This window comes from Legionella rowbothamii, from assembly GCF_900639985.1.
In the GTDB taxonomy this organism is placed as follows: domain Bacteria; phylum Pseudomonadota; class Gammaproteobacteria; order Legionellales; family Legionellaceae; genus Legionella; species Legionella rowbothamii.
This window is the reverse complement of sequence record NZ_CAAAIM010000001.1, coordinates 999,232-1,013,475: the sequence shown is the minus strand read 5'-3', so window position 1 is coordinate 1,013,475 and position 14,244 is coordinate 999,232. Positions and strand designations below refer to the sequence as shown.

The window sequence follows — 14,244 nt, the reverse complement described above, 5'->3', positions numbered from 1 at the left end:
TAGTATGAATATTTAGGATAAGGTATTTTTACGGAATTCCCGTTGCGGCAATGTCGGGGGCATGTTGTTCAATATTATAGTCGTAGACTGTAAACGGGAAGCAATTTCGAAAGGCACGGGCCTAAAATAAACCGCACGAATTACCGCAGCTTGACCCTGAGGCCTCAGGAATAAGTGCGGTACATGGAGTATCATTTCGTGCGGGGAGTATTTCTTGTCGCAGTCGATCAAGATTTCGGAACCGAACGTCCTTCTTCAAAGAAGGTTACTTGTCCTGTTTTAATATCATGAATCCCCGCAACAATGCCTACTTTGTTATTTTCCACTAACGCCTTGAGGATGGGGCTTTTTTCTTGGATATCTTTTACCATGTTTAATGCATTAGCCCGGGCAATTGCATCTACTAATTTGGGATCTGAACAATTCTTATTATCTTCTGCTTTCATGGTCATTTCCACTGCTGGATGAATTTTATCTAAAACATCAGTCAAGTGGCCTAGTTTCACTCCATTACATGCGCCAGCAACTGCACCACAAGAAGTATGAGCCAATACGACAATTAAACGAGCACCTGCAGCTTTAGTTGCAAATTCCATACTTCCTAAAATATCGTCATTGACTATATTTCCGGCTACACGCAAGGTAAATAAATCAGCCAAGCCTTGATCAAAAAGAAACTCAGGAACACTACGTGAATCCATGCAATTCAACACTACAGCAAAGGGATATTGACCATAAGAAGATTGATAGGCTTGTTTTAAATAGTCTCTAGTAACAAGCTTATTATTTAAAAAACGTTGATTACCTTCTTTTAAACGTTGCAATGCTTGTTTAGGAGACATTTCTTGCTGTTTCGCCTGAGTCATTGTCTTCCCAAGAAGCGGTATCTCTGCATCTGTATTCGCAAAGCTACTCATAGAATAAATAAAACTACAAGCTAAAAAAACTCCTTTTAATAAATGGCTCACCGGAAACTCCTTCTTTCTTTGTTATTAATATTCTTACTCATGATAGCCGTATTTATATTCTTTACAACAAAATTATTATCGACTTGAAAACCGTAGCTTATTGGTGAATGTCAGTAGGGCTAAGAAAATTTATCAAAAAGTTAGGATTTACCTATGTAGTTTGGTTTGAGAGAGTATCTACAATGTTGTGCTACATGGTAATTGTCTCTATGATATTTAAGTGAAAATCGTATGGGACCATGATTAATTCGTGAGGAAAAGGAGGATTTAGTGCATTATCAGCGTCAACATAAAATATTTGGAATGAAATTTAGTTTAGGGCATTATCAGCGGATTAATTTATATCTTCAAACCCATTCTATTTTACGCAAGCATATGAATATATTGAAAAGAAAAATAACAATCCATTATTTATTTTTTTCTATTTTGCTATGTTTTTCTGGAGGAGTGCACGCTCTTGCTTCAATGCTTCCTGAATTGATGCTTCAAATAGACCAGCCAGATGCTAAGACTATGATCCCTTGTAATAGGGGAGTGGGAGCCTGCTCAGTGACTATTGCACAACAGCTCTCATGTTTATCGCAACCTGGTTCAATAACGATTACTAATACCTCCAAAATTGTGGCACAAAATATTAGAGCATTTTCTGCCGACAGCAATTTCTTGGCTTATGTGGTATCCAATAATAAATGTCCCGCACGATTACTTCCTGGGGCCAGTTGTAACATTTCTTTTTACACCAATATTGGAATAATGTTTTTAGTAGCAAACGTTGCTATTAAAGGAAATAATACTGCTCCCGTTTATTTTGATATGCAAGCAATTAATTGTAATCCCCCGGTCGCACTTATTAGTGCCTCTCCATCATCGTTAAACATGACTACCACTTCACCTGGGAATGTACAGACTATTTCTGTGGTAAACAGCGCCTCATCATCCATTAATGCCGAGGCGATCACTGTTGATCTAAGTGGTACTGGGGGAGCTATTAGTGCAAGTTATACTAATTGCAACTCAGTGGCTCCTGGAGGTACTTGCACGATTACACTTACAGCAAATAGTGTATTGCCAGCTAGTACTATTTCAATAAAAGGGCACAATACAAATTTAGTGTCTGCAAGTGTTTCTGTTGTTTCCCTATCGTTATCTGTACCTTCCACTGCAATAGTTCCGGTTAATGATTCTCTAGGTATTGATATTACAGTAACTAATTTGACAGCAGATACCCTAACTAATGTGGGCATTGATTTATCATCTACCGGATGGACTGGTGTGACAAGTACGACTTGTCCTGTTCTTAACGGATTTGGGACCTGTACAGTCAATATTGCGTCAAATACAACGACCCCCTATTTAGCTCAAGGAGGCATAATTTTTACTGCGGATAATTTTAATGTGTCGACACCTATGGCCTTAGCATTTTCCATGTATGGTTATTTAGTATTTTCTATTCCAGATAGCTCCACAGCTTATGTGGTGGATACTAATGATGCTGCTGGCTCACCCGTTATTTGGAGTTCTACGGGGATTAGTGGGGATACGGATTATACGAGTCTTTGGGGAATTGGTGAAACGTCAACAAGTACAATACCTATTCCTAATGCAACAGAACCTTCAGGGCAAACGGCTACTCAATACAGTGGCCAGCAAAATTGTAATGGAGGGAGTGATGGGGCTTGTAATTCAGAAAATATTTTTATTTATTATAACTCTATAATTAGTGGTGCCCCGGTTTCAACTGATTATTATGCCGAAGGTTTATGTTACCGAATCACCACGGATAATAGCGGAAGTGTATCCCCAGGAACTTGGTTTTTGCCAGCCATTTGCCAATTAGGTATTTATGGTGGAGGAATTGATGCTGGTTGTGGCTCCAGTACAGAAAATATAACCACCAATTTATTTTTACTTGGTTTTGTTGGGAATTTACAAACCAATCAATTTTACTGGAGTTCAACAGAATCATCATCGACCCCATTGGGGAGTGCATGGTATCAGGTGTTTCGTCCAGGCCCCGTTTCTGAACAATATCCTAATGTTAAATTTGGCCAATTCAGCGTGCGATGTATACGTGCTGTGAGCTATTAGGGCTCTTTCCTAAACAAGAAAGGCAATTTAATTTGACGAAGTGAGGAGCGTAGTCGGGCCATGGGCTCGACCTATGCCAGCTTGGCGATTTAAGTCTGTTGATGATTAACTATGTGCTGCAGGCTTGGTTGGTGCAAGTACTTAGGATTGGTGCGGAAGTAAGTGAATCAAGAGGCTTACTTAATCGAGAAAATAGAAGCGTTAAATTAAATTTTAAAAAAATAATAAGAAAAAAAAGATATGGTACCTAGGGTGGGACTCGAACCCACACGGTGTCACCACCACCGGATTTTGAATCCGGCGCGTCTACCAATTCCGCCACCCAGGCACTATGGCGGCCATTATAACAAAGAAATAGATTCCCACAATGGGTTTTGGTATATAATTCTAAAAAATATTAGATAAATTAAGGCATAGGATGAAAACTAATTATTTATTTTCGGGACTGGCCCTTATCATGTGGAGTTCGATTGGTTTGGCCATGACTTGTCCTGATCCGGGGACAAGCTCATTGCAGTGGGGGGAGCCGCCTGCTCCTTGGGTTGTTAATCCTTACTCACAGCATCCACCGCAAGGAGAGGAGGGGACTCGTTTTGTGCGTGCAAATATTTTAGTGGCTCAGTATGGGCAAGGCGTGGTTTGCACCTATCGAAACTCTCTTGGTGATTATTCAATTTGGCTACAGGCACTTACCAAGATTCCTGCTCCAGCAGACTATAGTTGGATTAGAACTTTGGGTGGGTATGTCTGCACGCAAGGTGTTGATGAATGTCAGTTTTTTGTCGCAGAGTTTTAACGCGCGTGCATTAAAATAAACAAATGGATTTATTTTTAACCACATTTGCCATATAATGGTCCCAAATAAAATATTTTAGAGCAAACATAAACTGTTCTAAAAGGTTATTTGGGAGTTTTGTTTATGCTATCTATCCCTGAGGAAGGGCGGTTGTTGGTTCAACACATTAATCAGTTAACTGTAGGCAAAGATGAGCAACTTGCCAGTTCAGGGATGGAGCATTTCTTAACTGCAGCAGAAATTGAAGTGCAGGGACCACTTTTATATCCTTGTTCCGGTTCAGACGTAGTATATCCAATATTACTTTTTCCCAAAGTGAATGAGTTTATTTTAATTGATGAACACCCTTTATTTTCTGCAAATCCAGAATTAAATTATGCCGATTTATCACAGTTAGAAAAAATCCCCAATTTGTCTCAAGGAATGGGCTTTTGGGGATATGGATATGATTATACCAATATATTACAAACTTTTAATCGATTGGATGTGTCCTTTAACTCCGATCCCTTTCAAAATAGAGTTGGAGCCTTATTATTAGTTCGCCTGAGAACTTTGTGTGGTATGGAGCTGCTGCAAGTATCTAAACTCGAAGATGGAGTTTATAAAATTGTGGGGCTTTGTAACGACGAGCTTAAAACGATCTATTATGTGCAGCATCATCTTGGCCATGAGTCAAATCCCTATGAGTGGCTGCTGGCACAAAACATTCAATTTCAATCGTTGTTCATTAAAGCTTTTTCGGTTTCTATTAATGATCAGGTGATTCAGCGCAGTATCTTTCAACAAATTAAAGGACTTTATCCAGATAACTTAGAGCAATTAACGGTTGTGGCGGAGGCTGATGGTATTTATGGATTCAATCGCACGTTACCTCATTTACTTAATCCAGACTGTCCTTATTTTAGTGCTGAAACTAATTTTGCTTACGGCTATTCAAACAAGTTGGTGCTTACTAATGGTTTGGGGCTTTATGTGGAATATCCTGAACATTTACTTGCTTTACAACAAATTCAAAATGAATATATTGCTGAACAGTGTAATGAGCAATTTATTGAGCAGCAACGGAGTGAAAAGGCGTTGCAGTATTTTTTACAGTTGGATAAGCATAAGAAGTTTGATTGTATGCAGCAGGAAGGCTTGCTTGGGGTAATTGATAATACATTGATAATTAAACTATTTGATAGTAACAACCTTCACTCCAAATTGACAGATAAAGCGATGATAGAAATCTTAGAGGTTGCTCAAGAAAAGAATTTGCACGCATTGCAATTGAATTTAGGACGGGCGTATACCAATTTAAAACACCAAGAGTTAGTCACAGGTTTTATTAAACGACTCGATGCTCTGGAAGGGAAGGGCATTTGTTCTTTATCCATTAATGCATCAATTGATGAGGTTAATTTTAAAAGCTCTTTTGCGATTGCTGCCGCAGAAGCATTAAAAGTTCATGGCAAAAATTTAGTAGAAATTAATGTGCGGGTAAACGATCAAGCCGCTTTGGCTTTTATTGATACCTTTCAATTTTTGCAGCGAGAAGGGAAGTTAGCGAAAGGAATCATTGAACCAATTGTTAGTTGGCGAACTGAGACCCATCAAGCAGTTGTTGCTTTTTTTCTCCAAAATATCCATCACGATTTGCAGTGGTCTGCTTAGCGTAGTCTGGTTGCAGCCAACCCGACTACGTTTATATAAATACTTATCTTTTTCCCTCAAGATATTGAATTGAAATTATCCCTTTTAAGGGAGGGTTAAAATTATTCTATGAGTCCAGATAAAATTTTTGATGGGAAGTTACGTCCTTAACTATAGGCAAAATTCATAATCATATTCTCTTTTGAGGTGACTAGGATAAGAGGTCATAGAGTCAGCTTTATGGCTCTACATATTGCAGGGGCATTTTAAATAAATTAACGTATCCTTTGGTTTTAGGATACGTTAATTTAATAAGAGAGGATTAAATTCTGTCTTCTGTAATATCGATCATCATTTGTAATGATTTTTTCGCATTTTCAATAACCCACTGTTGATCATTTACTGGCAAGCGGTTGCGGGTTCCTGTAAATTCATTTACTACATCTCCTGCATTTACTTCATTGTAAGACATAGTTTTTCCTTGCCTTAACAAATCGACTAAGGCCACTAAATGGGGCGCGTCATTACGTGACATGGTAGCACAGCCACACCCTATTCCTTTTTCATCATCAGCTTTTGGTGCTTCGGCTAAATTGACTACGTCAATTCCTAAACTTTTGCAATGTTGTTTTAGGTTTTCCACCATGTGGTTTTCAGTGCCAATGGCATAGCGTTTGGTATTGGCGCGATCATTCACAACATAATCCCAAATAAATGCAGTGGAGCCTGAGTGCTTGGCTACACGAATTACGGAGTTGCGGCACTCGGGATGCACGATGGTGGTGTAAGACTTACTATGCCAATAGTCACACATTTCAGGCTGGTAGTAGGTGTGTACTGCGCATTGGCTGGCAAACAGAATCAATTCTGAATCATCAAATTGCTTCAGCGTTTTGCTGTCCTGGGCGGCCAATGAATACTGGGCTCCAGCAGTTCCACCTGGCCAGTAGGCTAGGTTTTTGATCCCAAGCCAATAGGCAACGTTTTCCCCCATGTGCTGATCGGGGATAAAGAGTATTTTCTTATTTTGCTTTTGCGCCCATTGGAATATTTTTTTCACATTGGAACTCGTACATACTGCTCCACCTTGGGCTCCAGTCATGGCTTTAACACGTCCCGAAGTATTCATGTAGCAAACAGGCAAAATATTTTCTGCGCCATAACGTTCATTTAAATCAAGAAAGGCTGGTTCCACCATAAAGTCTTTAGCAAGCATTTCCATGGTGCAGCCTGATTTTGGGTTGGTAATATAAACCTGTTGGTTGCTGTTCGCGAGAATACTGATTGATTCCGCCATGAAATGTACAGCCGATTCAATAATCACGGATTTTTCCGGACGTTCAGCGGCCATTAAGGCGAGTTGATACGAGTCGCCGATAACACCACCAAATTGTTCTACTAAACGGACAATATCACCACCCATGTAATAGTGCGCGAGTAATAGTAATTTATCGCCAAAATGATCTTGGGCTTTTTTCATGTATGGAGTCATCCACTCCAGCACTGTTGTGAGTTTACGGTCAGGTAGTGCCTGATATTCTTCAGCATAAGGAATAAATTCTTCTTGATACCAATCTAAAGGGTAATCACTTTGGCAAATACTCATGTCGTTGCTGATACGCATTAGGGTAGTTTCAGGGGTATAAACAGTTGAATTCTTAAACATCTTTATTTTACCTCTAATCGACTCGTTCTATTATTCCGCAATGTCCATTAATCCCATTTTGGCAATGCTTTCTTGTGCTTGGGGTTTCTTGTCTGGATAATCTTCTCGGTAGTGGCCACCACGTGACTCCCGGCGTGATAAGGCTGCGCGGACAATTAATTCGGCATTAAGAATAATATTTCTTAATTCAATAAAATCTCGGGTAATGCAATGTTTCCAGTAATACTCTTCAATTACTTTCTTACGATTCATTATTAATTGTAGTACATCTTGCAGACCAGCTTCAGTGCGTACTATACCCGCGTAGGATGTCATTTCGCCACGTAAACCGCGCCATTGGGCGTTAATTTGGCTCGCGCGCCTGGTATTAACTTCACCAGGTGAACTCCAGTTAGGGATGTGGGCGGTATATTTCCAGGGAGAGGAAATATCTTTTAGTGTACAACGTGCCGCATTAGATCCCATTACCAAAGCTTCTAATAAGGAATTACTGGCCAAGCGATTGGCTCCATGCAAACCTGTAAAGGCTACTTCACCAATAGCATATAATCGTTTTAAATCTGTTCGTCCGTCAATGTCTGTAAGTACGCCACCACATTGATAATGTGCTGCGGGTACCACAGGGATCATGTCCTGACTCATGTCAATGCCAATAGACATGAGTGTGGTATAAATTTGGGGAAAACGCTTTTCCAGGAAACTTTTAGGTTGATGGGTGATATCCAGATAAACATAACCACCTTGGCTGCGTTCAATTTCGCTAAAAATAGCACGAGCGACTACATCACGGGTCGCCAGTTCCATTTGCTGTGGTGCATAGTGTTGCATAAAGCGTGCCCCAGTTTCAGCATTTTTAAGAATAGCGCCTTCACCACGCACGGCTTCAGAAATCAAAAAGTTATTCAACGAATGGTGATGTAAAAGGGTGGGATGGAATTGATAAAACTCCATGTTGCCCACACGAGCCCCCGCTCGGTATGCCATGGCAACCCCATCACCAGTTGCCACCATCGGGTTTGTTGTATAGCGATAGGTTTTGCCCGCGCCACCAGTAGCTAATATCACGCTGTTAGCTAAAAAGGTATGAATAAGATTATTGTTACAATCTAAAATGTATGCGCCAAGCACCTCGCCCTGGGTATCCGTTCGATGCGGATGGTACTGGGTAATTAAGTTCACTGCGACATGATGTTCAAAGAAGTGAATTTGCTCATGCTGGCGGGCTAATTGATTCATCGTTTGGGTAATTGATAAACCTGTTTGGTCGCCGCAATTGAATATACGCCGATGGGAGTGTCCACCTTCTTGAGCAAGGTTAAATTCACCATTAGCATCTTTTTTAAAATGCACTGAATATTGATTCAGTTGGCTAATTGTTTCCGGCCCCTGGCGAATAATAAACTCTACTGCTGGCGGGTAACACAACCCATCGCCAGCAATTAAGGTATCTGAGATATGAGATTCCAAAGAGTCTTCTGCTGAAAAAGCAGCTGCAATTCCTCCTTGAGCATAGCGGCTGTTACACTCAAATGCTTCTGCTTTACTAATCAGAGCAATCTTTACACGTGGTTGCATGCTTAGTAATTGCAGGCAGTATTGTAGTCCTGCTAATCCTGTACCGATAACAAGAACATCGAATTCAAACGTTTGCCCTTGTTGCGATAAAGTTCCTGTCATGAAAATGCCTTAACAAGTTGTGCTGCCAAACCAATATAATTTTCAGGGGTTAGCTTCGCCAGTTGTTCTTTAGCTTCCTCGGGGATTGATAAGGTTTGAATAAATTGTTGCAAACTGATTCCATCAATTCCTTGGCCGCGAGTTAATGCTTTTAGTTGCTCATAGGCATCTGGAACATTATAACGACGCATCATGGTCTGTATGGCTTCTGCCAAGACTTCCCAGTTGGTTTTTAAATCATCCTGCAGTGCGCGTTTATTAATTTGCAGTTTATCATTCCCTTTAACAACGGAAAGATAAGCAATTAAACTGTAAGAAAATGCCACACCAATATTACGGAGTACGGTAGAATCTGACAAATCGCGCTGTAATCGCGATTGGGTTAGCTTGTTCGCAAAGTGAATGAATAGTGAATTCGCCAAACCTAAGTTACCTTCAGCATTTTCAAAATCGATTGGGTTCACTTTATGAGGCATGGTGGATGAGCCAACTTCTTCAGCTACGGTTTTTTGCTTAAAGTAGCCTAGAGAGATATAACTCCATACGTCTTGGGTGTAATCCAAGAGAATGTTATTTATGCGCACCATAATCTGTGATACTTCTGCTAAACCATCATGCGGTTCAATCTGGGTGGTATAGGCATTGAAAGATAGGCCTAAAGAAGTCACAAAATTAGAGCAGTGCTTGCGCCAATCTACTTCTGGATAGGCAACCACATGGGCATTATAGTTACCCACCGCGCCATTGAATTTACCAGGGATTAACACCTCAGCTAATTGTTGCTGTGGTCTTTTCAGACGAGCTACAAAATTCACTAACTCTTTACCCATAGTTGTTGGGGTAGCGGGTTGGCCGTGTGTTCTTGCCAACATAGGTATGTCGCCGTGTTGTTTACCAAGAAGCGTAATCCCCCCCATGATTTCTGCCAGGGTAGGTTGGATCACTTGTGCGATCGCCTGTTTTACCATTAAGGCATAAGCCAGGTTGTTGATGTCTTCTGAGGTGCTGGCAAAATGAATAAACGCTGTTACGTTTTTCAAATGCTCGTTATTCAGGAATTTCTCTTTGAGGTAATATTCAACAGCTTTCACATCATGGTTTGTTTGACGCTCAAAGTCTTTGACTTTCTGTGCTTCGGCTTCATCAAAATTAGCAATGATTTGATTGAGGTAATCCTTAGTTTCTGGATTCAACTTGGGTACTTCAGGAATCGAGTCATTGGCTGCTAAAGATTCAAACCAGCGAATTTCAACCATTAATCGATAATAGATTAAGGCAAACTCGCTAAAATAGGGACTCAAAGCCCGGGTTTTGTTGAGGTAGCGGCCGTCTATAGGGGAGATGGCGTTTAAAGGAGTTAGAGTCATAAGTAGCTTGCCCCTGATAAGAAAGCACATATGATATTAGATGCGAGGCAAGATGTGAATTCTAGAGAGCCAAATTATCTGTAGAAAATGTTTTTGTGATTAAAAATTGAACATAAAGATTATTTATATATACTTAGATCATATTTTCTTTTTCTGTGGGTATTAAAATAGTCTTTTATAGACGTAAATCTTGAGAAGAATATGACATTTTTCTTGCTTGTGTGCTTATAATGTCAGCAATTTTATTTAACTCAGATTTTATCTCATTCTTATGAAAACTATCATTGAATCTTATCAGGAAGGCTTATTTCATCGTAAGTACTGGCTGCAAAATATAATTTCAGGCTTGATTGTTGGGATTGTTGCTTTACCCCTCGCTATGGCTTTTGCAATTGCATCCGGTGCTAAACCAGAACAAGGTTTGTATACCGCAATTGTTGCTGGATTGATTGTTTCAATCATGGGCGGCAGTCGTTTACAGATCGCTGGACCTACAGGGGCCTTTATTGTTGTTCTCTCAGGAATCACTGCAAAATATGGAATTTCTGGTTTACAAATTTCAACGTTGATGGCTGGCTTTATTTTGCTTTTTTTTGGCTTGGCGCGTTTAGGGGGACTTATTAAGTTTATCCCTAATTCGGTAATCGTTGGTTTTACAGCAGGTATTGCCGTGGTGATCTGGGTAGGACAGTGGCATTATTTCTTTGGTTTTTCTTCCGGTGGAAGCGGGCATTTTCATGAAAAATTATGGTACTTATTAAATTCGTTCCCTCACCTGGATTTCATTACCACTGGTTTAGGGTTGCTTGCTTTAGCGCTCGTTCTTTTTTCTAATAAAATTCCAGGATTAAAACGAGTTCCTGGACCCTTAGTTGCCCTATTAGTAGTTACATCTTTGCAGTCTCTATTTCAATTTGAGGGGGTAGCAACTATCGGTTCGATGTTTGGTGGAATCCCTCAAGGCCTACCCAGCTTTGAAGTTCCAGAGATTACGGTTCATCGCATTATTGAACTGATGGGGCCCGCCCTTACTATTGCGATGTTAGGCGCTATTGAATCTTTATTGTCTGCCGTAGTTGCTGACGGTATGGCAGGAACAAAACATAATTCAAACCGTGAGTTGGTTGGGCAAGGTATTGCTAATATTTTTGCCCCATTATTTGGTGGTTTTGCTGCAACAGGAGCAATTGCGCGTACGGCAACAAATATTCGTAATGGAGCAAATAGTCCCTTAGCAGGAATTATCCATGTCTTTACCTTAGTGCTAATTATTCTCTTTTTAGCGCCTTTAGCAGTGAATATTCCACTTACAGCACTTGCGGCAGTCTTATTCGTAGTGGCATGGAATATGAGTGAGGTGAAGCATTTTGTTCAGATAATTCAACATGCTCCACGTGCAGAGATTGTTATTTTATTGGTGACGTTTTTCCTCACTATCTTTGTGGATTTAGTCGTCGCCGTAGGTGTTGGGGTTCTTCTTGCCATAGTATACGGGAGTTTCGTGAGGCTAATGGGTAGTAATCGGCATTTACCTGATTGAAGACTGGTTAAACGCGCGCATTCCAATAGCATCATAATTTCAGTAGAATGGCGTTCACTTTATGGATATGAGGTAGGGGTAGTTATGGCAATCAAAACACATATTATTGATTTAGCACAGCTTGGCATGCGTGACCTAGAGCAGGTGGGCGGTAAAAATGCCTCATTAGGTGAGATGATTAGTCATTTGTCTTCGGCGGGAGTTGCTGTTCCAGGAGGCTTTGCCACTACGGCTGATTCGTTTAAAGAATTCCTATCCCAAGATGGTCTTGATAAGAAAATTTATGCAAAACTATCCACACTGAATACCGATGACGTACATCAATTAGCCACTGTGGGTAAAGAAATTAGAGACATGGTGATTAACACGCCGTTTACCTCCGAGTTTGAGCAGGAAGTACATACTGCTTATCAAAAGATGTCTCAAGCGATTGGCCATGATGATTTTAGTGTTGCCGTTCGCTCTTCCGCTACGGCAGAAGATTTGCCTGATGCCTCATTTGCTGGCCAGCAAGAAACTTTTTTAAATGTTAAAGGCATTGATGCTATTTTAGAGTCCATTAAGCTTGTTTTTGCTTCTCTCTTTAATGATCGAGCGATAGCTTATCGTACCCACCACGAGTTTGAGCACCATGATGTTGCTTTATCTGCGGGTATCCAGCAAATGGTGCGCAGCGATTTAGCTGTGAGTGGTGTGATGTTTACCATGGATACGGAGTCAGGTTTTGATCAAGTCGTATTCATTACCTCATCTTATGGTTTAGGTGAAATGGTAGTGCAGGGTGCGGTAAACCCAGATGAGTTTTATGTTCACAAACCCGGTTTACAAGCAGGTAAACCCGCAATTATTCGTAAAAATCTCGGCAGTAAGGCATTAAAAATGGTTTACTGTGATGATCCAAGTCAAAATCGTCGTGTTAAAACAGTTGATGTTGATGCCGCTGAACGCCTGTTATTTTCTTTGATGCCTACGGAAATAGAAAGTTTGGCACGCCAAGCTATGATTATTGAGAAACATTATGGTCGTCCCATGGATATTGAATGGGCAAAAGATGGAACCAACGGCAAGCTATATATTTTACAAGCACGCCCAGAAACGGTTAAAAGTCGTGACAATAAGCAAATACTCGAGCGATATACACTGCAAAAGCAGGGTGAGGTATTAGCAGAAGGCCGCAGTATTGGACAGCGTATCGGCCAAGGCAAGGCACGTATTATTCGCGATGTCAGTGAAATGGATCGCGTACAACCAGGTGATGTACTTGTTTCTGATATGACTGATCCGGATTGGGAACCCGTAATGAAACGCGCCTCAGCGATTGTTACCAATCGTGGAGGTAGAACCTGTCATGCTGCAATTATTGCTCGTGAGTTAGGTATTCCTGCGGTTGTAGGGTGCGGTGATGCAACCAAAACGATTCGCGATGGTGATGAAGTAACTGTAAGTTGTGCTGAAGGTGACACTGGTTTTGTTTATGAGGGCTTGTTACCGTTTGAGCAAATACAGCTTGATGTAGAAACTATGCCTGAATTACCAATGAAGGTTATGTTAAACGTGGGCAATCCTGAGCGTGCATTTACCTTTCAATCGATCCCTAATTCAGGAGTTGGTTTGGCGCGTTTGGAGTTCCTTATTTCCAATACTATTGGAATTCACCCGCGCGCTTTATTGGATTTTGACCGCCTACAAGATAAAGAACTGAAGAAATTTATAAGTGAAAAGACAGCAGCTTATGATTCTCCAGTTGAGTATTATATCGAGCGTTTAAAAGAGGGAATAGCAACAATTGCCTCTGCTTTTTATCCAAAACCCGTAATTGTTCGTTTGTCTGATTTTAAATCCAATGAGTATGCTAATCTTACTGGTGGCTCATTGTACGAACCACATGAAGAAAACCCAATGATAGGTTTTAGAGGTGCATCACGTTATGTTTCTCCAGAGTTCGCCGATTGTTTTGCTTTAGAATGTAAAGCCGTGCGCCGTGTACGTGAGGAAATGGGTTTGACCAATGTTGAAGTAATGATTCCATTTGTGCGTACAGTGTCTGAGGCTGCTAATGTTATTGAGGTATTAAAGCAAAACGGTCTTGAGCGTGGTAAGCATGGGTTAAGAGTAATTATGATGTGTGAGCTTCCTTCCAATGCCTTATTAGCTAAAGAGTTTTTAGAGTATTTTGATGGTTTTTCAATAGGCTCTAATGATTTGACGCAGTTAACTTTAGGTTTGGATCGGGATTCAGGGTTGGTTGCCGCTCAGTTTGATGAGCGCAATGACGCTGTTAAAGCTTTATTACATATGGCGATTTCAACCTGTAAAGCAGCAGGTAAATATATCGGAATCTGTGGTCAGGGGCCTTCAGATCATCAGGATTTTGCCCAATGGCTGATGAATGAAGGAATTGAAAGTGTTTCATTAAATCCAGATTCCGTCTTGGAAACCTGCTTGTTTTTAGCGAAGCATAAATAGATATTGGACTGGCAGGCTTTCTCTCCACTCTTACTGTTATTGAG

At 40.6% G+C, this 14,244-nt stretch carries 8 protein-coding genes, 1 tRNA gene and 1 pseudogene; 5 read left to right on the top strand and 5 right to left on the bottom strand.

The features are described 5' to 3' along the window. Positions 1–227: 227 nt before the first annotated feature. Positions 228–917 carry a carbonic anhydrase family protein gene (locus E1P08_RS04255; RefSeq protein ID WP_133135998.1) on the bottom strand — a complete coding sequence of 230 codons (690 nt, stop codon included), beginning with the start codon at positions 915–917 and terminating at the stop codon, positions 228–230. A 321-nt stretch (positions 918–1,238) separates the two neighbouring features. On the opposite strand from E1P08_RS04255, the gene E1P08_RS04250 reads away from it, so the two are divergent. Beyond that, complete coding sequence (locus E1P08_RS04250) at positions 1,239–3,056, top strand: hypothetical protein (RefSeq protein ID WP_133135748.1); 1,818 nt, start codon at positions 1,239–1,241, stop codon at positions 3,054–3,056. Positions 3,057–3,297: 241 nt separating this feature from the next. Here E1P08_RS04250 and E1P08_RS04245 read toward each other — a convergent pair. Next, positions 3,298–3,384 (bottom strand) — tRNA-Leu (locus E1P08_RS04245). 90 nt (positions 3,385–3,474) lie between these two features. Between E1P08_RS04245 and E1P08_RS04240 the strand changes: the two genes are divergently transcribed. Continuing rightward, the gene (locus E1P08_RS04240) at positions 3,475–3,852 is read left to right on the top strand and encodes a DUF3757 domain-containing protein (RefSeq protein WP_133135747.1); all 378 of its coding nucleotides are present in this window, start codon (positions 3,475–3,477) and stop codon (positions 3,850–3,852) included. 123 nt (positions 3,853–3,975) lie between these two features. Further along, on the top strand, positions 3,976–5,505 hold the full coding sequence (locus E1P08_RS04235) for a hypothetical protein (protein ID WP_133135746.1): 1,530 nt from the start codon (positions 3,976–3,978) through the stop codon (positions 5,503–5,505). Positions 5,506–5,806: 301 nt separating this feature from the next. On the opposite strand, the gene nadA is transcribed toward E1P08_RS04235, so the two are convergent. From nadA to purB, 3 genes are read right to left on the bottom strand one after another with little or no spacing between them, the layout of a single operon-like run. Next, positions 5,807–7,150, bottom strand: coding sequence for a quinolinate synthase NadA (nadA, locus tag E1P08_RS04230; RefSeq protein ID WP_133135745.1), 1,344 nt, complete (start codon positions 7,148–7,150; stop codon positions 5,807–5,809). A gap of 30 nt (positions 7,151–7,180) precedes the next feature. Further along, positions 7,181–8,827, bottom strand: a complete 1,647-nt coding sequence (nadB, locus tag E1P08_RS04225) for an L-aspartate oxidase (RefSeq protein WP_133135744.1) — start codon at positions 8,825–8,827, stop codon at positions 7,181–7,183. After that, on the bottom strand, positions 8,824–10,194 hold the full coding sequence (gene purB / locus E1P08_RS04220) for an adenylosuccinate lyase (RefSeq protein ID WP_133135743.1): 1,371 nt from the start codon (positions 10,192–10,194) through the stop codon (positions 8,824–8,826). Before purB ends, nadB begins: the two co-directional genes overlap by 4 nt. Before the next feature lie 271 nt (positions 10,195–10,465). On the opposite strand from purB, the pseudogene E1P08_RS04215 reads away from it, so the two are divergent. Then, positions 10,466–11,707 (top strand): annotated as a pseudogene (locus E1P08_RS04215) (SulP family inorganic anion transporter); the annotation flags it as partial. A gap of 111 nt (positions 11,708–11,818) precedes the next feature. Next, positions 11,819–14,200, top strand: a complete 2,382-nt coding sequence (gene ppsA, locus E1P08_RS04210) for a phosphoenolpyruvate synthase (RefSeq protein WP_133135742.1) — start codon at positions 11,819–11,821, stop codon at positions 14,198–14,200. Positions 14,201–14,244: the final 44 nt, after the last annotated feature.